This is a genomic window from Pannonibacter sp. Q-1 (assembly GCF_054073275.1).
Genome location: NZ_JBSXNB010000011.1, coordinates 63,109 through 84,871 on the forward strand (window position 1 = coordinate 63,109; position 21,763 = coordinate 84,871).

A 21,763-nucleotide genomic window follows, 5' to 3' on the forward strand; every position below is an offset into this window, starting at 1 on the left:
GGGAGAGCATGCCATGCGGCAGGCGGCCTTCGTGTGCAGCAACTGTCTCTTGGGGGAGGGACACCAGAGTGAATGTACTCTCGATCAACGGCCTGACCGTTGATTTCCATACGGACGAAGGCGTCTCGCGCGCCGTCGACGGAATTTCTTTCGCCATTCCCCAGAACAAGACAGTTGCCCTGGTGGGCGAGTCCGGTTCCGGCAAGACTGTCGTATCCCAGACGATCATGGGCCTGCTGCCCGCATCGGCCCACGTTTCGTCCGGTGAAGTGGTGTTGAGCGATCCCACCGGCAAGACCCCGCCGGTGAATATTGCAGCGCTCGACCGCAAGGGCCCGCAGATGCGGCACCTGCGCGGCAACCGGGTGGCCATCATCTTCCAGGAGCCGATGACCTCGCTTTCGCCGCTGCACACCATCGGCGACCAGATCGGCGAGGCGGCGCGGCTGCACCGCAATTGCGGGGCGGGCGAGGCGCGGGAGCTGACGCGCGAGATGCTGCGTCTCGTGCATTTCCCGGACCCCGCCCGCGCGCTCGACAACTACCCCTTCGAGCTGTCCGGCGGCCTGCGCCAGCGTGCCATGATTGCCATGGCCCTGATCTGCCGCCCGGCGCTGCTGATTGCCGATGAGCCGACAACGGCCCTCGATGTGACGATCCAGGCCGAAATCCTCAAGCTCATCAAGGAAGTGCAGTCCGAGCTGCAAATGTCCGTGCTGATGATCACCCATGACTTCGGCGTCGTCGCCAACATGGCGGACGAGGTGGTGGTGATCTATCACGGGCGCATCATGGAAAAGGGCACGGCCAGCCAGCTGTTTTCCGCGCCGGGCCACCCCTATCTCAAGGCGCTGCTTCATGCCGTGCCGCGCTTTCACATGGACAAGGCCGAGCGGCTGGAGCCGATCCGCCCGATCAAGGTGGACACATCCGGCATCCGCAGAACCGCATGTGCGGCCTCTGATCTGCCGGCCGGCAAGCCCCTGATCGAGATCAAGGGCGTTTCCAAGGATTTCACCACCCGCAAGGGCAGCCTGTTTTCGGGCAAGCCGCGCACGGTGAAGGCGCTCGACGATATCAACCTGACGGTCCGCAAGGGCGAGTGTCTGGGCATCGTCGGCGAGTCCGGCTCCGGCAAGACCACCCTCGCCAAGGCGATCCTGCGGGCCATTCCGGTGTCCGGCGGCTCGATCATCTATCACGGCGGCAAGACACCGGCCAATGTGGCGGAACTCTGCGGCGCCGAGCTGCTCGACTACCGCCGCCGGGCCCAGTTCATCTTCCAGGATCCGTTCTCCTCGCTCAACCCGCGCATGACGGTGAACGAGATCCTCAGCGAGCCGCTGCAGATCCACAAGGTCGGCACGCCGAAGGAACAGGCCGAGCGGGTGCGCGAGCTGATCCAGCTTGTCGGCCTCGATCCGCGCTATCTGCGCCGCTATCCCCATTCCTTCTCCGGTGGCCAGCGCCAGCGCATCGGCATCGCCCGCGCCCTGGCGCTCGGACCCGAATTCATCCTCTGCGACGAGCCAACCTCCGCGCTTGACGTGTCCGTGCAGGCGCAGGTTCTGAACCTGCTACAGGATCTCAAGGCCGATCTCGGCCTCACCTATCTCTTCGTCAGCCACAATCTCGCGGTCGTTGACTACATCGCCGACCGCATCGCCGTCATGTGCCGCGGGCGGCTGGTCGAGCTGGGCCGGACGAGGGACGTCATATCCAATCCGCAGCATCCCTATACGCGCGCTCTGCTGGCCGCCGTGCCGGAACCGGATCTGAACTGTCCGCTGGATTTTGCCGCTCTCGGCGCGCAGCGGGCCTCGGACCCATCCGCCTGGCCGGCGCCATACCGTCTTGGCGCAGGCATGGCGCCCACGCTTGTGGAAGTGGCGCCCGAACATCTGGTTTGCGCCCCGGGCCTTGCCGCAGGCGGCCCCCTGAAGGAGACCGCAGCATGAGCGGGCATGTTCTGGCGGCAGGCCAGCGGCTGGCCGCAGCCTGCCTTGTCGCCGCCGCGCTTCTGTCTCCGGCATCCGCGCTGGTGCTGAAGGAAACGGCCGGTCTTGAGCAGCTTGGCTTCATCAATCCGCCGCCGGTCAGCGAGCGCGTGCCGCAAGAGCCGCTGATCGTGGATATGGAGGCCAAGGGCCGCAAGACCGGCGTGCCGGGCGGCGATATCAACACCCTCATCGGCCGGGCCCGTGATGTGCGCCTGATCAACGTCTGGGGCTATGCCCGGCTTGTCGGTTACAATGCGGATCTGGAGCTTGTTCCCGATATTCTCAAGGATGTCGAGGTGGTGGACGGGCGCATCTTCACGCTGCATCTGCGCAAGGGGCACAAGTGGTCCAACGGCCAGCCCTTCACCTCCGAGGATTTCCGCTACTTCTTCGAGGATGTGATCACCAATCCGGAGTTGACGCCGGCCGGCCTGCCGCCCTTCCTGCTGGCGGGCGGCAAGGGGCCGGTGTTCGAGGTTCTGGACGAGACGACCGTCCGCTACAGCTGGGACAGCCCCAATCCACTGTTCCTGCCGGAACTGGCGTTGTCCCGCCCGCCGTTCATCTACCGCCCGGCGCATTACCTGAAGCAGTATCATGCCCGCTATGGCGATCCGGCCATCATCGAACGGGCGGCGCAGGCACAGAAAGCACGCTCCTGGGCGGCGCTGCATAACAAGCTGGATGACATGTACAATGCGGGCAACCCGGATCTGCCCTCGCTGCAGCCCTGGGTCCGGATCACGGGTGAAAGTGACCAGCGGTTCGTTCTGGTGCGCAATCCCTTCTATCACCGGGTGGACAGCACCGGCCAGCAGCTGCCCTATGTCGACCGGGTGATCATGACCGTGGCCGACGGCAAGCTGATCCCGGCCAAGACCCAGGCGGGCGACGTCAACCTTCAGGCCCGCAACCTGTCCTTCGCCGATATCACGGTGCTGAAGAAGGGCGAGAAGAACCAGGGCTACAAGACGCTGCTCTGGCCGATTTCCAAGGGCGCGGAGATTGCCATCCTGCCGAACCTGACGGTGAAAGACCCGGTGTGGCGCACGCTTCTGCGCGACACCCGCTTCCGCCATGCCCTGTCTCTGGGCATCGACCGGGAAATGATCAACCGGGTGCTTTATTTCGGCCTTGCCGTGCCGGGCAATGACACGGTCATCGACATCAGCCCGCTCTACAGGGAAGACTACCGCACCCGCTGGGCGGACTTCGATCCGGACAAGGCCAATGCCCTGCTGGACGAGATGGGCCTGACCAAGCGGCGCGGCGATGGCATCCGCCTGCTGCCCGATGGCCGGCCGCTGGAAATCATCGTGGAGACCTCCGGCGAGAGCCAGACGGAATCCGATGCGCTGGAGCTGGTGGGCGAGACTTGGCGCGATATCGGCGTGAAGCTGTTCGTCAAGCCAAGCCAGCGCGACACCATGCGCGACAGGGCCATTTCGGGTGATCTCGTCATGGCGGTCTGGTCCGGCCTCGACAACGGCATACCCACATCTGAAATGCCGCCCACCGAGCTTGTCCCCTCCCGCGTCGACTGGCTGTCCTGGCCTTCCTGGGGGGATTTCTACGAAACCGGCGGCAAGAGCGGTGAAAAGCCTGACTGGGAGCCTGCCGTAAAGCTGATGCAGCTTTACGACGCCTGGCTCACCTCCATCTCGCCGGAACAGCGCGAACAGATCTGGCACCAGATTCTCCAGATTCACGCAGACGAGACCATCCGGATCGGCCTCGTCTCGCAGGTGCGCCAGCCGGTGGTGGTCAAGGGTGTCGAAAACGTGCCGGAGGAAGCCATCTACGGCTGGGACCCCGGTTCCCAGTTCGGGCTTCACCGCATGGACGAATTCTGGCTGTCCGGTCAGCGTTGAGGGGGTGTGAGAGAGAATGACTGTCCTGTTGTTTGAGCAGGTGTGCGCCATCCGCGCCGGGCAGAGAGAGGGGCTCTGATGTTTGTCTACATCCTGCGCCGGGTCCTGACGATGATCCCGACGCTCTTTGTGATCAGCCTGCTGATCTTCTTCATCATCGAGCTGCCGGCGGGTGATTACATCTCCAACCAGATCGCCATGCTGCGCTCCACCGGCGAGGCGTCCTCCATTGCCAAGCTGGAGTTCCTGCGCGCCGAATTTGCCATGGACCGGCCGTTCTTCGAGCGCTATCTCATCTGGATCGGTGCCTGGTCCGGTCCCCACGGCTTTGACGGCTTGCTCCAGGGCAACTGGGGCTGGTCCTTCGAGTTTGAAAAGCCGGTGTCCGAAGTGGTGGGGCCGACCCTGCCGCTGACCCTGATCCTGAATGCCGCCACCATCCTCTTCGTCTATGTCGTGTCCTTTCCTATCGGCATCTACTCGGCAACACGGCAGTATTCCTGGGGGGATTACGGCTTCACCCTGCTGGGGTATCTCGGCCTTGCGACCCCGAATTTCCTGCTGGGCCTGATCCTGCTCTATTTCTTCAATCAATGGTTCGGCCTGTCGATCGGCGGCCTGATGGACCCGCAGTACATCGGCCAGCCGTGGAGCATGGACAAGGCCATGTCCGTCATGGCGCATCTGATCGTGCCGACCATCGTCATCGGCACCTCCGGCACGGCCGCGATGATCCGCCGCCTCAGGGCCAACCTGCTGGACGAACTGCACAAGCAATATGTCACCACAGCCCGTGCCAAGGGCCTCAGCGAGGGCAAGGCACTGGTGAAATATCCGCTGCGCATGGCGCTGAACCCCTTCATCTCCGACATCGGCAACCTGATTCCCTCGCTCGTCTCCGGCTCGGTCATCGTCTCCGTGGTGCTCAATCTGCCCACCGTCGGGCCGGTGCTTCTGTCGGCGCTGCAGTCGCAGGATCAGTTCCTGGCCGGCTTCATCCTGCTCTTCGTTGCCATGCTTACCCTGCTGGGCATGCTGGTGTCCGATCTTCTTCTGGCGGTCCTTGATCCGCGCATCCGTCTGGGCGGGAGGGCCGGGGCATGAGTGCAACCGATCGTGACGAGGGGCATTTCGTTGACGATGCGCCCTTCAATCCGCGCGAAACCAAGGCCCTGACGCCGGAGCAGGAACGCTATTTCCAGGCCTCCCAGTGGCAGATCATGTGGTGGAAGTTCCGCCGCCACAAACTTGCCCTGTGGTCCGGCGTCATTTTGCTGCTGTTCTATCTCTGCGTGCCCTTCGCCGAGGTGATTGCGCCCTACAAGCCGTCGGAGCGCGATTCCCAGCATCTCTATGCGCCGCCGCAGATCGTGCGTTTCTTCCATGAGGGCAGCCTGACCACGCCCTTCGTCTATGACCTCAAGGCCAAGGTCGACATGGAGAACCTGCGCTGGGTCTATACGGAAGACCGCAGCACACCGAAACATCTGCGCTTCTTCTGCCGTGGCAGCACCTATGAGTTCTGGGGCCTGTTCGATGCCAGCTTCCGCCTCGTGTGTGCGCCGTCGGACGGGACATTCTTCCCGCTGGGCACAGACCGTCTCGGCCGCGACCAGTTCTCCGGTCTCGTCTATGGCGCAAGGCTGTCGCTGACCGTCGGCCTCGTTGGCGTTGCCATCTCCATCGTGCTCGGGCTGTTCTTCGGCGGCATTGCCGGCTATTTCGGCGGCTTCATCGACAGCGCCATCCAGCGCCTCATCGAGATCATGCGCTCCCTGCCGGAACTGCCGCTGTGGATGGCGCTCTCCGCTGCCCTGCCGGTGACGTGGAACCCGGTCTGGATCTATTTCGGCATCACCATCATTCTGGGCCTGCTCGACTGGCCGGGCCTTGCCCGTGCGGTGCGCTCCAAGCTCCTGTCCCTGCGCGAGGAGGAATATGCACAGGCGGCATTGCTGATGGGCGCAAAGCCGTCCCGCGTCATCCGCAAGCATCTGCTGCCGGGCTTCACCAGCCACATCATCGCCTCGGCCACCCTGTCCATTCCAGGCATGATCCTGGGTGAAACCGCGCTGTCCTTCCTCAATCTGGGCCTGCGCCGTCCGGCCGTCTCCTGGGGCGTGCTGCTCAACGAGGCGCAGAACATCTCGGTGGTGACGGTCTATCCCTGGCTGATGGCGCCGATCATCCCGATCATCATTGTCGTCCTTGCGTTCAATTTCCTGGGAGATGGTTTGCGCGACGCAGCCGACCCCTATAAGTGAAGCCATGCGAGAATGAGCGCTTCCGGCGCTTCAGGAGATTACAGGGCGTGATGCACCTGCATGCCGGCGCCCTGGCACAGGAGTTTTGACATGTCGAAGAATGCCACCACCGCCGAAGGCTGGGACGAGGAATACGAGGCCGGCCGCTGGGCCTTCCTGCGTGATCTTCCAGAAAGCGGGCGCTACGGCATCATCGGCATGTGGCTGCTGCTGAACAAGGCCTTCGACCGGGTGCTGGATATTGGCTGCGGCGAAGGCCTTCTCTATGAGCGCCTCGCCCCGCTCGGGCTCAAGCACTACACCGGTGTGGACCTGGCCCCGCGTGCGCTGGAAATCGCCAATGTGGACCCGTCCATCGCCTCGCTGCGGGCGGGCGACATGCACAGCTTTGCGCCCAATGAAGGCGAGCGCTACAGCGCCGTTGTCTTCAACGAGGTGCTGCATTTCGCCGATGATCCGGCAGCCGTCGTTTCCCGCTACGTGCCCTTCCTGGCGGAGGACGGGGTGATTGCCCTGTCGATGTATTCCCCGAAGCGGCCGGAGTCCGGTGCAAACAAGCTCATCGCCCGCCTCTGGGAAGCGACGGATGATGCCAGCCGCTGGCAGGTGCTGGATGACTACCGGCTGGTCTCGGACAAGAAGGGCGTCACCTGGCGTCTGCGCCTGATCAAGCCGGTGCGCTGAGCCCGGCTTCTTCCGCCTCCCGCCGCCGCAGGATGGCGTCGAGATCCGGGGCGGAGGCCACCAGCAGTTTCGTATAGGGATGGGATGGCTCGGTCAGTACGGCTGCGGTCTTACCCTCCTCGACAGCCACGCCCCCGTTCATCACCACCACCCGGTCGGTGATTGCGCGCACCACCGTCAGGTCGTGCGAAATGAAGAGATAGCTCAGGCCGAGCCGGTCCTGCAGGCTGGCGAAAAGATCGAGCACCTGCGCCCGGATCGATACATCCAGCGCCGATACGGGCTCATCTGCGATGATCAGCTTTGGTTCCGTCACCAGCGCCCGGGCGATGCCGATGCGCTGGCGCTGCCCGCCGGAGAACTCATGCGGGTACTTCTTCCCGTCCTCGGGCGTGAGGCCAACGGACACCAGCGCATCCGCCACCCGCCGCCGCTTCTGCGCAGGCTTCAGCTCCGGATAAAGATGCAGCGGCTCGGCAATTGCCTGTTCCACCGTCTGGCGCGGATCGAAGCTGCCATAGGGGTCCTGAAACACCACCTGCACCTTGCGCCGCAGCGCCCGCATGGCCTCACCGCGCACCTCGTGCGGCGCCTTCCCGTCAATCAGGATCGTGCCGCCGGACGGTTTCTGCAGGCCGAGAATGGTCCGCGCCAATGTGGACTTGCCGCAACCGGATTCGCCCACCAGCCCGACGCTTTCCCCTTCCGCGACTTCCAGGCTGACACCATCGACCGCCCTGAGCCGCCCTCCGCGTCCGGTCAGGCGGGAGAGAAATCCTGCACCGGGAACGGGATAATCAACCGTCAGCCGGTCCACCCTCAGCAGCGGAGTGGCCGCTGTCTGCTTGCGGCCGACGGCAGCCGGGCAGGCTGCAATGCGCTTCGGCATATGGCTGGAGGCCTCCAGCAGGCGGCGGGAGTAGGGGGCATTGAAACCGCGCAACAGCTGGCAGGTGGGGCCTTCCTCCACCAGTTCCCCGTCTTTCATGATGGCGATACGGGCGGCCATGTCGGCCACCACGGCCAGGTCGTGGCTGATCAGCAGCAGCGCGATCTTCTCCCGCTCGACAATTTCCTTCAGCAGATCGAGGATCTGCGCCTGAACGGTTACATCGAGGGCCGTTGTCGGCTCATCGGCAATCAGCAGCTTCGGGCGGCAGGCGATGGCCATGGCAATGACCACGCGCTGGCGCTGCCCGCCTGACAGTTCATGCGGAAACCGGTCCGGCGAGACACGGGCGCGCGTGAGGCCCACCCGGTCCAGCAGCAGGGCTGCCTCCCGCTCCGCCTCCGCGCGGCTCGCCTTGCCATGCACGACGAGGCTCTCCGCCACCTGCGCGCCGATGGTTTTCACCGGGTTCAGCGCCGTCATCGGCTCCTGAAACACCATGGAGACGAGATTGCCGCGCAAGGCGCACATGGCGGCCTCGCTCTTGTCCGTCAGTTCCTCCCCATCCAGCCGGATGGAGCCGGAGAGCCTTGCCCGGTGCGGCAGCAGGCGCAGGATCGAGAGCGCTGTCAGCGACTTGCCCGATCCGCTTTCCCCCACCAGCCCCAGCACTTCGCCCGCACAGATCTCGAAGCTGAGATCGCGGATGATTGGCCGGGAGCCAATGTCCAGCGACAGGTTGTTGATGCCCAGGAGCGGTCCGGTCATGCGCGTCCCCGCAGTTTCGGGTCGGTCAGGTCGCGCAGGCCATCCCCCAGCAGGTTGAGCCCCATCACCGTCAGCACGATGGCAAGGCCGGGGTAAAGCGCCAGCTGCGGGGCAAAGGCCATCATCGTCTGCGCCTCGTTCAGCATCCGCCCCCAGCTCGTCAGCGGCGGCTGGGCGCCGAGGCCGATGTAGGACAGAGACGCTTCTGCCAGAATGCCGAGGGAGAACTGGATGGTCGCCTGCACGATCAGCAGGTTGGCGATGTTCGGCAGCACATGTTCCACCGTCACCCGCACCTCGCCCTTTCCCGCCACCCGCGCCGCCATCAGATATTCGCGCGAGGAGAGGGCCAGCGCCGCGCCGCGTGCCACGCGGGCAAAGACGGGAATGTTGAACAGGCCGATGGCAAGAACCGCATTGAAGGCGCCGGGACCGGCCAGCGCCGTGATCAGCACGGCGGACAGCAGGGCGGGAAAGGCGAACACCAGATCGTTGAAGCGCATGATTGCTTCGTCCATCAGGCCCCGCTGGTTCGCGGCCCACAGCCCCAGCGGAATGCCGATCGCCATGCCGATGCCGACCGCCACCAGCGCCACGGCAATCGATGTGCGCGCGCCCACCATGAGCATGGAGAGCACATCCCGGCCATAATGGTCCGTGCCCAGCCAATAGGTAAGGCTGGGGCCCTGCAGCTTGGCGGACACCTTGAAGGTGGCAATGTCATGCGGCGTCCACGCCAGCGACAGCAGGGCCGCGCCGAGGAACAGCAGCGTCAGCGCAAGGCCGAGTGCGAAGGAAAGGTGCCGTCTGCTCACGCCGCCCTCCGCCGCAGCCGCGGATCCGCCAGCGCATAGGCCGCATCCACGAGGAAGGTCACGAAGATGACGAAGCCGACCATCAGCACCACGACGCTTTTGACGACGATCAGATCGCGCTGGGTGATGGCCTGGAAGATCAGCCGCCCGAGCCCCGGCAGGTAGAAGACGTTCTCGATGATGATCGTGCCCGTCACCAGAAACGACAGCTGCAGGCCAAGGATGGTCAGGACCGGGATCATCGCATTGCGCAGCGCATGACCCCAGAGCGCTGCACGTTCCGTCAGTCCCTTGGCACGGGCGGTGCGGATGTAGTCCTCATGCAGCGTATCGACCAGCGCCGAGCGCATGATGCGGGCAAGGATCGACGCCTGCGGCAGGGCGAGCGCCACGGCCGGCAGGATCAGCGCGGCCAGCGCAGCGCCAATGCCTTTGTCCCAGCCCGGAAAGCCGCCGGAGGGCAGCAGCCGCAGGCTGACGGCAAAGACATAGACCATCAGCATGGCGAACCAGAAATTCGGCACGGCCACGCCCACCTGCGTCAGTGCCATGATGCCGGTATCCGCCGCCCGGCCCCTGCGGCTCGCCGCCCAGACGCCTGCAGGGATGGCGATGACAACGCTCAGAAGCAGCGCGATGAGGGCCAGCGGCAAGGTGACAGGCAGCCGGGCGGCCACCAGATCGCGTACGGGCACCGAGTAGGTGTAGCTGACGCCCAGATCTCCTTGCAGAAGGCCTGCGATCCAGAGCAGAAACCGTTCCGCCGCCGGGCGGCCGAGCCCCATCTGGTTGCGCAGGGCCTCCAGCGTGTCGGGCCGCGCCTCCACGCCCAGCATCAGCTGGGCCGGGTCGCCGGGGATGACTTCCAGGATCAGGAACACCGCCAGCGCCGCCGCCAGCAGCGTCAGGCACAGGCTTACGAACCGGCGCAGCAGGAAGCCGGTCATGCGGCCATCCTGCATGGCACTGAGAAGCGGCGCCCCTTCTGCGTGCTGGCCCCCATGCGCCTCAGTCTTCCCAATAGACGCCGGTCAGGTCATTGGCCTGCACGGGCGCGTTTTCCCAAAGGCCCTTCAGCTTCACGTCCCACACGCCGGTCTTGGGCAGCTGGAACAGGAAGCCGTTGACGGCATCCTTCGCCAGCATTTCCTGCGCCTGCCGCAGCAGCGCATTGCGCTCCGCCTCATCGCTGGTGACGCTGACCTTTGCCATCAGCTCGTTGAAGGCGGGGTTCTTGTAATTGAAGTAGTAGTCATCACGCGCGTAGATATCGATATCATTGGCTTCGGTATGGGCGACGATGCTGAGGTCATAGTCCTTGCCCTTGAACACCTGCTCCAGCCACTGCGCCCATTCCAGCGGAATGATCTCCAGCTCAATGCCGGCTTCCTTGAACTGGGCGGCCAGAATTTCCCCGCTGCGGCGGGCATAGGCGGGGGGCGGCAGTTTCAGCGTTGCCTTGAAGCCATCCGCATAGCCGGCCTCCGCCAGCAGAGCCTTGGCTTTTTCGACGTCGAAGGGATAGGTGCCGGTCAGGTCTTCATAGGCCGGAGCATGCGGGGCAAAATGCGAGCCGATGGGTGTGCCATAGCCGAACTGCGCCCCGTCAATCAGCGCCTGCCGGTCGATCAGATGCGCGATGGCCTGCCGCACCCGCAGGTCATCAAACGGTTTGCGGGCATTGTTGGTGGCCAGCACGGTTTCGCCCTCGGTGGTGCCCACCACCACGGCAAAGCGTGGATCCGCCTCGAACTGCGGCAGGTTTTCCGGCGCCGGATAGATCGGGAAACCGTCCACATCGCCCGACATCAGCGCCGAGAAAGAGGCGGCATTGTCGCCAATGATCTTGAACACCGCCTTGTCCAGCTTCACCGGTGTGCCCCAGTAGTCCGCATTCTTCTGCAGTTCCACCCGGTCACCCTGCACCCACTGGCCGAAGCGGAAAGGCCCGGTGCCGACGGGAGCCGTCTTGTTGGTCTCCGCGCTTTCCGGCGCTACGATCACGGCGTCACCTGTGCCCAGCAGGGTGATGAAATCGCCCACCGGCTGTTTCAGGGTGATGATCACTTCGGAGGGGCTGCTGGCCTCGACGCTGTCTATCGCCTCGAACCGGGCTTTCTGGGCGTTGACACTGCCGTCTGCCTTGGCCCGCTCCAGCGAAAATTTCACGTCAGCGGCGTCAAAGCTGGTGCCATCGTGGAAGGTCACGCCTTCGCGCAGCTTGAATGTGTAGGTCTTGCCATCATCCGAAATGGTCCAGCTTTCGGCCAGCGCGGGCTTCACCGTGCCGTCGGCTGCAACCTGCGTCAGGCCCTCGAAGAGGTTGATGAACACCACCTCGTCGATGGCGGCTGCCGCGCCTGCGGTGGGATCAAGATGGGGCGGCTCCAGCCGTACGCCGAGCGTCACGTCCGTGCGCGCCGCCTCTGCGGGAGCTGCAGCGAGGATCGCAAACGCTGAGAGACTGCAAAGCGCCATCCGGCGCAGGCCAAGGGCTGAAATCCGCGTCATTTCCCACTCCCCAACGGTTGAACTCCGCTTTGTGTTCAGGAGTTTAACCACACACACGGGGAAGGGAAGTGAAAACTCGGCAAAACTGCCAGCCCTGTCCGTCAGGCCTTTCCACTCATGCCTCGGGCAGCGGAATGAAGTCTTCCTCATCGCCCGGCACGATGTCGAAACGGCCCTTGCGCCAGTCTTCCTTGGCCTGTTCGATCCGCTCCTTCGAGGAGGAGACGAAGTTCCACCAGATGTAGCGCCGCCCGTCCATCGGCTCGCCGCCCAGCAGCATGAAGCGGGCAGGGCCCTTCGCCGTGGCGCGGATCTCCAGCCGGTCGCCGGGCTTGAAGACGAGCAGCTGCGCCGGGCCAAAGGTCTGGCCGGACACCTCGACTTCGCCTTGCAGCATATAGATTGCGCGCTCCTCATAGCCTGCATCCAGCGGAATGCGGGCGCCTGCCTCCAGATGGACATCGGCGAAGAAGAGATCGGTTGCCGTTGTCACCGGCGACTGCGCCCCGTAAAGCCCGCCCGCAACAATGCGAACGGTTGCTCCCTGATCACTCAGGGCAGGCAAAGCCGCATCGGAATGGTGGGCAAAGAAGGGCTCGCTCTCCTCCAGGTGCTTGGGCAGCGCCACCCAGCTCTGGGTGCCGAACAGGGGCCGTGGCGCCGTCTTGCGCTCGTCCCGCTCCCGTTCCGAATGCACGATGCCGCGCCCGGAGGACATCCAGTTCAGTTCACCCGGCTTGATCAGCTGGTCGGAGCCGAGGCTGTCGCGGTGGTAAAGCTCGCCTTCCAGAAGATAGGTGACGGTGGCAAGGCCGATATGCGGATGCGGCCGCACATCCACGCCGCCGCCGACGATCAGCTCCGCCGGGCCGATCTGGTCGAAGAAGATGAAAGGCCCGACCATGCGCCGCCGGGTGGAGGGCAGGGCGCGCCGCACCTCGAAACCGCCAAGATCCGACGTGCGCGGCATGATCACCGTTTCGATCTGGTCGCAGCTTGCCGCATCGCCGGGAACCGGATCAGGTGCATTCAGCCAGGTCATCGTCTTTCTCCTCGTGCGAACCCTTGCCATATTTGAACTTTAAGGTGGCCTTCTTCGTCCGGCCTGTCCATTGAACAGTCTGTTTCCTCTCCCGTTCCCTTCCACTTCACCAGAGACAGAACATGCAGCGCGTGATGATTGTTGGCGGCCCCGGTTCGGGCAAAAGCATCCTGGCGCGGCAACTGGGTGAGCGTACGGGCCTGCCCGTCTTCCACATGGATCAGATCCACTGGCTGCCGGGCTGGGTCGAGCGCAGCAAGGAAGACAAGGACTGTTTGACCAGCGAAGTCCACCAGCAGGAGCGCTGGATCTTCGAGGGCGGCCATTCGCGCACCTATCCGGAACGGATCGCCCGGGCAGATACCTTCATCTGGCTTGATGTGCCGGTCTGGCTGCGCATGGTCCGGGTGCTGCGCCGCAGCTGGCGCTACCGCGGGCAAAGCCGTCCGGATCTGACGGAAGGCTGCCCGGAGCAGTTCAGCAAGGAAACGCTTAAGTTCCTGCATTTCATCTGGACGACCCGGCACTCCGCCCGCGCCAAGCTGCTGGAGGTCTGGCAATCCCCGCCGCCGCATCTGGCCGTGCACCGCCTGAAAAACCTTGCTGAGGTCAGGGCCTTTCTCGGAACCGTGAAGCGCTTATAGGCCCTGCATTCCTCACCCGAACATCGCCCTGTCCTCCGCCACGCAGGCACGCAGGAAGTCCTGCACGGCGGCGATGTGGCGCAGCGGGCGGGAGCTTTCGTGCGTCACCATCCAGTAGGCCCGCTTCACCTGCACCTCCGGCAGAACGGGGCGGAGGTTTGCGTCATTGCGGGCAATGAAGGCATGGAGGATGCCGATGCCGGCGCCCGCCCGCACCGCCTCCGTCTGGCCAAGCGCCGAGGCGATCTCGAAGCGCGATGTCCAGTTGCGGGTGAAATCGGCCGCATAGTTGAGGGCAGGGGAATAGATGAGGTCTTCCACCGAGCCGACGAGATCATGCGCTGAAAGATCCGCCAGTGTCTGCGGCGCGGCGCGCCGGGCAAGATACTCCGTCGAGGCATAAAGGCCGAGGGCATAGTCCACGAGCTTTGCCGCCACCAGCCGGCCATGCTCAGGCCGCTCGATGGTCACCGCAATATCCGCCTCGCGCCGGGAGAGCGAGAAGGAACGCGGCATCGGGACAAGCTGGATGGTCAGCCCCGGATGCGCCCGCGTCAGCCGGGCAAGGCGCGGGGCGAGATAGGTGACGCCAAAGCCATCCGGCGCGCCGATGCGCACCGTGCCGCTGATCCCCGGATGCGTGCCGGAGAGGCCGGAACTGGCCGCCAGCAATTCCGCCTCCATCCTCTCGGCTGCGGGCAGCAGCCGCTCGCCCGCTTCCGTCAGGCTGCAGCCCGTCGTGCCGCGCTCCACCAGCCGTGTGTTCAGGCTGTCTTCCAGCGCGGTCAGCCGCCGGGCGACCGTGGCATGGTTCACCCCCAGCCGCTTTGCAGCGCCCAGCATCTGCCCCGAGCGGGCGACAGCCAGAAAGATCCTCAGGTCATCCCAGTTCATGCTGCGCTCCTTGATGTGCAAAAATGCACAGCGGTTGCGGGAAATGCGCTGTTGTTTTTGCAAAATAACACAGGCAAGACAAGGGCATCAAAAGGGATGCCATGCGAGGCATCTTCAGCCCGGAGGACAGCAGATGCGCAAGATCGGACATTTCATCGGCGGCAAGCATGTGGAGGGCACCTCTGGCCGCTTTGCCGATGTCTTCAACCCGGCAACCGGTGAAGTTCAGGCGCAGGTGGCGCTGGCCACCAAGGCCGAGCTGCGCGCTGCCGTCGAAAATGCCGCTGCCGCCCAGCCCGCCTGGGCCGCGCAGAACCCGCAGAAGCGCGCCCGCGTGCTGATGAAGTTCGTCGACCTTCTGCACCGCGACATGGACAAGCTGGCCGAGGCCCTGTCCCGCGAGCATGGCAAGACCATTCCGGACGCCAAGGGTGACGTGATCCGCGGTCTCGAAGTGGCCGAGTTCTGCATCGGCGTGCCGCACCTGATGAAGGGCGAGTTCACCGAAGGCGCAGGCCCCGGCATCGACATGTATTCCATGCGCCAGGCGCTGGGCGTTGTCGCTGGCATCACTCCGTTCAACTTCCCGGCCATGATCCCGATGTGGAAGTTCTGCCCGGCCATCGCAGCGGGCAATGCCTTCATTCTGAAGCCGTCCGAGCGCGATCCTTCCGTGCCGCTGATGCTGGCCGAGCTGATGATCGAGGCTGGCCTGCCCGCCGGTATCCTCAACGTGGTCAACGGTGACAAGGACAGCGTGGACGCCATTCTGGACGACGATATCATCCAGGCCGTCGGCTTCGTCGGCTCCACCGCCATTGCCCATTACGTCTATTCGCGCGGCTGCGCGGCCGGCAAGCGCGTGCAGTGCTTCGGCGGCGCCAAGAACCACATGATCATCATGCCGGATGCGGACATGGATCAGGCGGTGGATGCTCTGGTCGGCGCCGGTTATGGCGCGGCAGGCGAGCGCTGCATGGCGATTTCCGTCGCCGTTCCGGTGGGCGAAGACACGGCCGACCGCCTCATCGCCAAGCTTGCCCCCCGCGTTGAAAGCCTCAAGATCGGGCCTTACACCGGCGGCAACGACATCGACTTCGGCCCGCTGGTGACGAAGGATGCCTACACCCGCGTCAAGGGCCTCGTCGACAAGGGCGTTGCGGAAGGCGCCAAGCTCGTCGTCGATGGCCGCGGCTTCAACCTTCAGGGCTATGAGAACGGCTATTTCATCGGCGGCTGCCTGTTCGACAACGTCACCAAGGACATGGAGATCTACAAGACCGAGATCTTCGGCCCGGTTCTCTCCGTCGTCCGCGCCAAGACCTATGAGGAAGCCATCGACCTGCCGATGAGCCATGAATACGGCAACGGCGCTGCCATCTTCACCCGTGACGGTGATGCGGCCCGCGACTTTGCCTCGCGCATCAACATCGGCATGGTCGGCATCAACGTGCCGATTCCGGTTCCGCTCGCCTACCACACCTTCGGCGGCTGGAAGAAGTCCGGTTTCGGCGACCTGAACCAGCACGGCCCGGATGCCTTCAAGTTCTACACCCGCACCAAGACGGTCACCTCCCGCTGGCCCTCGGGCATCAAGGACGGCGCCGAATTCGTCATCCCGACGATGCGCTGATCCGGTTCGGATCAAATTGGAAAGGGCGGCCCCGGTGGCCGCCCTTTTTGTCTTCGCCCATCGCCGTCCCTCCTCCTCTACTGCCTCTCCACCTCCCACTGCCCCTCCACCTCCGTCATGCCACGGCCCAGACCGTGGCATCCATGCCGTGCCCTCTCTCTGCGGGGAGCCCCGGAAACTTGCGCACCCCGGCGCGGGCTGGAACGGCACGGCATGGATGCCATGATCAAGTCATGGCAGGACGGAGCGAGGGGAGGGGTGGCAGGCCATCGGAAGTTTCCTGTCCAAATGCGACAAAACGCGTTTTTTTCCCAAGTTGCCTCCCTCTGTGGCCAGTCTATAACCGGACTAAGGTAAAGCTGGCTGCCGTGACCCGCATGGCGGCTGGCCCTGTTGGGGGACAGACAAGGCTGCTTCGTGCGGCCGGTCAGGAAACGCATGAGTGAGCAGACAAGCGCCCACACCGCAGCGGACGGCTGCGCGGCGCATGGCGTGGAGGCCGGCAAGGCCGCAGCACAACCCGTTCCGGCCGGAACGGAGCTTCTTCGCGCCATCACGGCACCGGAGCGCCGGACCATCGCCCGGGCCGGGATGCTGGCCGGGTTTGCTGATTGTCTCTGGATTGTCCAGGCCGCCGCCATTGCCACGGCAGTGGTGCAGATTGCCTTTCCCGTTGCCCTGAAGCTGCCCGGCTGGCCCACGCCGCTGTCTTCCCTTGAAACGGCGCAGGTGATGGCCGGCGTTGTCATCCTGCTGGCTGTCCTGCGCTACGCGCTCTCGCTGGCCGCAAGCCGCCTTGCCTTTGAGGCCGCCGAGCGGGTGAAAACCACCTTGCGCCGCCGCCTGCTCACCGGCCTTGCCAAGGCGGGGCCTGCCGCAAAACTGCCGGTCAGCGGCGCGGTAGCGGCCGCCGTCACCGATCAGGTCGAGGCGGTCGGCCCCTATCTCCGCCGCTTCCTGCCGATCCGCATCCGGCTGGTTCTGGCGCCGCTGGCGATCCTGCTCATCAGCTTCTGGGTCAACTGGTTCGTAGCCGTGATCCTGCTGGTGGCTGGTCCCATGATCCCGCTTTTCATGGCCCTCATCGGCATGCGGGCACAATCGGCCTCTGACGAACAGCAGGGCGAACTGACCCGGCTTGGCGGGTTCCTCATGGACCGGCTGGCGGGGCTCGAAACCCTCAAGCTTCTGGGTGCGGCGGATCGAACAGGCCAGCAGGTGGCCGAGGCCGGGCAATCATTCCGTGTTGCCACGATGAAGGTGCTGCGCATCGCCTTCCTGTCCTCCACGGTGCTGGAGCTGTTCAGTGCACTGGGAGTTGCCTTTGTCGCGGTCTATGTCGGCTTTTCCCTGCTCGGGCAGATCGGTTTCGGCACCTGGGGAGCCCCGGTTGATCTGTGGTCCGGCCTGTTCGTCCTGCTGCTGGCGCCGGAGTTCTTCTCGCCCCTGCGTGCCTTTGCGGCTGCCTATCACGACAAGGCGGGCGCGCAGGCCGCAGCCGGGCATCTGGCTCTCCTGCCCATGGCGGAGGAAGATGCGGCTCCCACGCCAGCTCAGGCTGCGATGACGCCGCCTGCCGGACCGGTGGCCGTCACGTTCCGCTCTGCCACGCTTGGTCACGAAGCCAGGCCGGTGCTCGCCGGGTTTGATCTTGATCTGCGCGCTGGCGAGTTGCTGCATCTGCGCGGGCCGAGCGGCTCGGGCAAATCCACCCTGATGGATGCGCTCATCGGTCTCAATCCGCCGCTGTCTGGCGAAATCCTGATCAGCGGCACACCGCTTTCCGCGCTGGACCAAGGGCTCTGGCGCAGCCGCATTGCCTGGCTGTCGCAGGATCCGCGCCTGTTCTTCGGCTCCGTGCGCGCCAATCTGCGCCGCGCCGCGCCTGATGCCACCGATACGGATCTGTGGGCCGCGCTGGAACTTGCAGGGGCTAAAACTCTTGTCGAACAGATGCCGCGGGGCCTGTCCACCAGCTTGGGCGAGGATGGCTTCGGCCTTTCGGTTGGCGAAGCGCGCCGCATTGCTCTGGCCCGCGCCATGCTGCGGCCTGATCCGCTGCTGGTGCTCGCAGACGAGCCCACCGCCGGGCTCGATGAGGACACAGCGGCCGTCGTCATCGCGGGCCTTAAAGTCCTGTGCCGGGGCCGCAGCGCGCTCATCGCCAGCCACGATCCGGTGCTTCTCGCGCTGCCGGGCCGGGTGTTCGATCTTGAGCCCCAGAGCCTGCCGGAGGTGGCCGAATGAGATCCGTTCTCCAGCTCCTGCGCCTGCAATTTGCCGCTGGCCGTGCCAGTTTCCTGCTGGGGCTCGCTGCTGCCCTCGTTCCTGCGCTCGCGGGTTTCCTGCTGCTGGGCGTGTCCGGCTGGTTCATCACCGCCTCCGCTCTCGCCGGGGTGGCGGGCACGCTGCTGAACTTCTTCGTCCCCAGCGCGCTCATCCGCGCCTTTGCCATTGCCCGCACCGCCGGGCGCTATGGCGAGCGGATGCTGACCCATGACGCCACCTTCCGTTTTCTGGCGGACCTGCGCGCCCGTGTCTTTACCGGCTTTGCCCATCGCCGCGCCGTCAGCGCCCAGCAGAGCCGCAGCGGCCTGAAGCTCTCCCGCCTGACGCTGGATATCGACCAACTCGACCGGGTGTATCTGCGCCTTGCCGTGCCTGCTGCTGCCCTTGCCGCCGTGCTGGCGGTGGCGGCGCTCATGGCCGCCAGCCTCGTGCCCGCCGCGCTGCTGCTGGTGCTGCTCGGCCCGCTGGTGCTGCTGGGCGCTGCCCGCCGGGTCATGGCGCCCGCCATGGCAGGGGAGGCGCGAAGGGCGGAAGCGGCCGAAGAAGCCATCCGCCTGCGCACCGTTGATCTCGTGGCTGGCCGCCGTGACCTTGCCGTCTATGGCGGTCTTGACCAGCCGGTGGGGGCGGTTCTTTCCGCCGACCGGCGCCGCGCAAAGGCTGCCCGCCGCATCGAGCATGTCACCTCCCGCGCGGAACTTGCCGTCATGGCCTCGGGGCAAGCCATTGCCGCCATTGCGCTGGCCGTGATGGCACGTGAAGTGGAAGGCGGGCTGGCGGGCGCTGCCATTGCCGCAGGTGTCATTCTGGCTTCGCTGGCTTTGGCCGAAACGCTGGCCGGCTTGCTGCCCGGCCTTGCCGCCTTCACCCGCACCCGCCGCGCGGCGGACCGGCTGGTGCCGCTTGCCGCCGGTGCGGATGTCCGTCCGGCGGAACCTGCTGCGGCCTCTTATGCCGGAACCGCCCCCGCTGGCGCCGTGCTGGCACTTTCATCGGTCAGCTTCACCTATCCCGGGGCCATCCGCCCCGTGCTGGAGGATTTCAGCCTCACGGTTGCGCCGGGCGAATGGCTTTGCCTTGCCGGACCCAGCGGCTGCGGCAAGTCCACGGTTCTGGCCCTCGCCAGCCGCCTGATGCCGCCGGACAGCGGCCAGATCTGGCTGGAGGGGCAGCCCCTCGAAGCTCTGGAGGAGGCCGCCCTGCGGCGCTCTGTTGCCGTGGTCACGCAAAAGCCCGTTCTCTTCGCCGGGACGGTGGCCGAAAACCTGCGTCTGGCCGCCCCGGAGGCTACCCCGGACGAGATGTGGCAGGCGCTGGAGCGGGTGAGTCTTCAGGATGTCATCGCTGCCCGGCCGGAGGGGTTGCTGAGCCCCCTGGGGCAGGGCAGCACCGGCCTTTCCGGCGGCGAGGCCCGGCGCTTCACGCTGGCCCGGGCGCTCTTGCAGCGCCCCTGCTTGTGGCTGCTGGACGAGGTTACGGAAGGGCTTGACCCGATAAGCGCTGCCCGCGTGCTCGACACGATCGAAATCCTGCGCGGCGAATCTGCCGTTCTGATGATCTCGCATCACAGACGTGAAATGGACCGCGCCACCCGTGTTCTGCACTTCCGCCAGTCTTGATCTCGATCAGGCGCATCAATCGTCTGAAATCGGGGCTTGTACGTATCAAGAGGGGGCGAAACCTTTGAAATCAAGGCGTCATCAGTCTGAAATACCCTACGGGCTGGACCTTGTTGCCCCTGCGCGAAACCGCCGCGGCAACTGTTGGTAACAAAACGTCCACCAGCGTTCTATTATAGTTCGTCAAATCCGAAACTATGTCACCGGTGGAACGCGAGATGGGGCTCTCGCGCCAGTCCGGGACGGGAGACAAGCCATGGATATCGGGGTCGTAGAACTCTCTCGTCTGCAGTTTGCCATGACTGCGCTTTATCACTTTCTCTTCGTGCCACTCACCCTCGGGCTCTCTGTCATTCTGGCGGTCATGGAAACCGTCTATGTGATGACGGGCCGCGAGATCTGGAAGCGCATGGTCAAATTCTGGGGCACGCTGTTCGGCATCAACTTCGTGCTGGGGGTGTCCACAGGCCTCACCATGGAATTCCAGTTCGGCATGAACTGGAGCTACTACAGCCAGTATGTGGGCGATGTCTTCGGCGCGCCGCTGGCCATCGAGGGGCTGATGGCCTTCTTCCTCGAGGCAACCTTCGTCGGCCTGTTCTTCTTCGGCTGGGACAAGATGACCCCGCGCGGCCATCTGACCGCCACCTGGGCCATGGCGCTGGGCACCAATTTCTCCGCCCTGTGGATCCTGGTCGCCAATGGCTGGATGCAGCACCCGGTAGGTGCGGTGTTCAACATCGACACGATGCGCATGGAAGTCGCAAGCTTCTATGATGTGATCTTCAACCCGGTGGCGCAGTCCAAGTTCGTGCACACGGTCTCCGCCGGCTATGTCACGGCGGCGCTCTTCGTGCTGGGTGTGTCGGCCTGGTACATGCTGAAAGGCCGCCATCTGGAGCTGGCCCGCCGCTCCATCGCCGTGGCCGCCGCCTTCGGCTTTGCCTCTGCCCTGTCTGTCGTCGTGCTGGGCGATGAAAGCGGTTACGAGGCCAACACGAACCAGAAGATGAAGCTGGCCGTGATGGAAGCCATGTGGGAAACCGAGCCCGCTCCTGCTTCCTTCAATATCATCGCCATTCCGGACATGGCAAAGCGCGAGAACAGCTTCGCCATCCACGTGCCTTATGTGATGGGCCTCATCGCCACCCGCTCGCTGGATCAGGAAATGCCCGGCATCAAGGAGCTGGTGGAACAGTCGAAGGACCGCATCCGCTCCGGCGCCATTGCCCTTGAGACCCTGCGCGAGATCCGCGCCGGAGACGACACGCCGGAAAAGCGTGAGCTGTTCCAGCAGCATGTGCAGGATCTTGGCTACGGCTACCTGCTCCAGCCGCATACGGATACGCCGATGGAGGCCACAGAGGCCCAGATTGACGCAGCCGCCTGGAACACGGTGCCCAATGTCTGGCCGATGTTCTATGCCTTCCGCATCATGGTCGCCTGCGGCTTCTTCTTCATCCTGCTGACGGCGGTGTTCTTCTATCTCTCCTCCGCAGGCAAGCTGGAGACGGTCCGCCAGAACCACCGCTGGCTGCTGCATGTCGCCGTCTGGTCCATTCCGCTGCCCTGGATCGCCTGCGAGATGGGCTGGTTCGTCGCCGAATATGGCCGCCAGCCGTGGATCATCGAAGGTGTGCTGACCACCGCAGCCGCAGTCTCCAGCCTCACGGTCACGGAGGTTCTGCTGACGCTGGCCGGCTTCGTGGCGCTTTACACCGTGCTTCTCGTGATCGAGGTGAAGCTGCTGCTGAAATACATCCGCAAGGGGCCCGAAGAGCCCTCCCTTCCCGAGACGGGCATGAGTGCGCCCCGTCCCATCCAGATTGCTGCGGAGTAA

16 protein-coding genes are annotated in these 21,763 nt (G+C 64.7%); 10 read left to right on the top strand and 6 right to left on the bottom strand.

Going from position 1 to position 21,763, the window contains the following annotated elements:
- Window positions 1–68 precede the first annotated feature (68 nt).
- The 5 genes from ACVNHC_RS23280 to ACVNHC_RS23300 all read left to right on the top strand — a co-directional run bounded on the left by ACVNHC_RS23280 (window position 69) and on the right by ACVNHC_RS23300 (window position 6,819).
- Complete coding sequence (locus ACVNHC_RS23280) at window positions 69–1,958, top strand: ABC transporter ATP-binding protein (protein ID WP_457169750.1); 1,890 nt, start codon at window positions 69–71, stop codon at window positions 1,956–1,958.
- Entirely contained in the window at window positions 1,955–3,871 is a 1,917-nt protein-coding gene (locus ACVNHC_RS23285; protein ID WP_457169751.1) for an ABC transporter substrate-binding protein, read from the top strand. Before ACVNHC_RS23280 ends, ACVNHC_RS23285 begins: the two co-directional genes overlap by 4 nt.
- Before the next feature lie 78 nt (window positions 3,872–3,949).
- Window positions 3,950–4,975, top strand: a complete 1,026-nt coding sequence (locus ACVNHC_RS23290) for an ABC transporter permease (RefSeq protein WP_050471152.1) — start codon at window positions 3,950–3,952, stop codon at window positions 4,973–4,975.
- Window positions 4,972–6,135, top strand: coding sequence for an ABC transporter permease (locus tag ACVNHC_RS23295; RefSeq protein WP_457169752.1), 1,164 nt, complete (start codon window positions 4,972–4,974; stop codon window positions 6,133–6,135). The genes ACVNHC_RS23290 and ACVNHC_RS23295 overlap by 4 nt, the downstream gene beginning before the upstream one ends.
- A 90-nt stretch (window positions 6,136–6,225) precedes the next feature.
- Window positions 6,226–6,819, top strand: a complete 594-nt coding sequence (locus ACVNHC_RS23300; protein ID WP_050471154.1) for a class I SAM-dependent methyltransferase — start codon at window positions 6,226–6,228, stop codon at window positions 6,817–6,819.
- On the opposite strand, the gene ACVNHC_RS23305 is transcribed toward ACVNHC_RS23300, so the two are convergent.
- From ACVNHC_RS23305 to ACVNHC_RS23325, 5 genes are all read right to left on the bottom strand, one after another.
- A complete protein-coding gene (locus ACVNHC_RS23305; protein WP_457169753.1) occupies window positions 6,803–8,476 on the bottom strand; it encodes an ABC transporter ATP-binding protein in 1,674 nt (557 codons plus the stop codon). The genes ACVNHC_RS23300 and ACVNHC_RS23305 overlap by 17 nt on opposite strands.
- The gene (locus ACVNHC_RS23310) at window positions 8,473–9,291 is read right to left on the bottom strand and encodes an ABC transporter permease (RefSeq protein WP_457169754.1); all 819 of its coding nucleotides are present in this window, start codon (window positions 9,289–9,291) and stop codon (window positions 8,473–8,475) included. Before ACVNHC_RS23310 ends, ACVNHC_RS23305 begins: the two co-directional genes overlap by 4 nt.
- Window positions 9,288–10,238 (bottom strand): ABC transporter permease, encoded by a 951-nt coding sequence (locus ACVNHC_RS23315; RefSeq protein WP_457169755.1) that lies wholly within the window; start codon window positions 10,236–10,238, stop codon window positions 9,288–9,290. The genes ACVNHC_RS23310 and ACVNHC_RS23315 overlap by 4 nt, the downstream gene beginning before the upstream one ends.
- Before the next feature lie 61 nt (window positions 10,239–10,299).
- The gene (locus tag ACVNHC_RS23320; protein ID WP_457169756.1) at window positions 10,300–11,802 is read right to left on the bottom strand and encodes an ABC transporter substrate-binding protein; all 1,503 of its coding nucleotides are present in this window, start codon (window positions 11,800–11,802) and stop codon (window positions 10,300–10,302) included.
- Window positions 11,803–11,917: 115 nt separating this feature from the next.
- The gene (locus ACVNHC_RS23325) at window positions 11,918–12,844 is read right to left on the bottom strand and encodes a pirin family protein (protein WP_122519679.1); all 927 of its coding nucleotides are present in this window, start codon (window positions 12,842–12,844) and stop codon (window positions 11,918–11,920) included.
- Between the two features lie 122 nt (window positions 12,845–12,966).
- On the opposite strand from ACVNHC_RS23325, the gene ACVNHC_RS23330 reads away from it, so the two are divergent.
- Window positions 12,967–13,488, top strand: a complete 522-nt coding sequence (locus ACVNHC_RS23330) for an AAA family ATPase (RefSeq protein ID WP_374628688.1) — start codon at window positions 12,967–12,969, stop codon at window positions 13,486–13,488.
- Between the two features lie 12 nt (window positions 13,489–13,500).
- Here the strand turns inward: ACVNHC_RS23330 and ACVNHC_RS23335 are convergent, their stop codons facing one another.
- Complete coding sequence (locus ACVNHC_RS23335; protein WP_457169757.1) at window positions 13,501–14,382, bottom strand: LysR family transcriptional regulator; 882 nt, start codon at window positions 14,380–14,382, stop codon at window positions 13,501–13,503.
- A gap of 133 nt (window positions 14,383–14,515) precedes the next feature.
- Between ACVNHC_RS23335 and ACVNHC_RS23340 the strand changes: the two genes are divergently transcribed.
- The 4 genes from ACVNHC_RS23340 to ACVNHC_RS23355 all read left to right on the top strand — a co-directional run bounded on the left by ACVNHC_RS23340 (window position 14,516) and on the right by ACVNHC_RS23355 (window position 21,763).
- On the top strand, window positions 14,516–16,015 hold the full coding sequence (locus ACVNHC_RS23340; protein WP_457169758.1) for a CoA-acylating methylmalonate-semialdehyde dehydrogenase: 1,500 nt from the start codon (window positions 14,516–14,518) through the stop codon (window positions 16,013–16,015).
- A gap of 438 nt (window positions 16,016–16,453) precedes the next feature.
- Window positions 16,454–18,262 (top strand): thiol reductant ABC exporter subunit CydD, encoded by a 1,809-nt coding sequence (gene cydD / locus ACVNHC_RS23345; protein ID WP_457169759.1) that lies wholly within the window; start codon window positions 16,454–16,456, stop codon window positions 18,260–18,262.
- Window positions 18,259–19,923 carry a thiol reductant ABC exporter subunit CydC gene (gene cydC, locus ACVNHC_RS23350; RefSeq protein ID WP_457169760.1) on the top strand — a complete coding sequence of 555 codons (1,665 nt, stop codon included), beginning with the start codon at window positions 18,259–18,261 and terminating at the stop codon, window positions 19,921–19,923. Before cydD ends, cydC begins: the two co-directional genes overlap by 4 nt.
- A gap of 256 nt (window positions 19,924–20,179) precedes the next feature.
- A complete protein-coding gene (locus ACVNHC_RS23355; protein WP_122519684.1) occupies window positions 20,180–21,763 on the top strand; it encodes a cytochrome ubiquinol oxidase subunit I in 1,584 nt (527 codons plus the stop codon).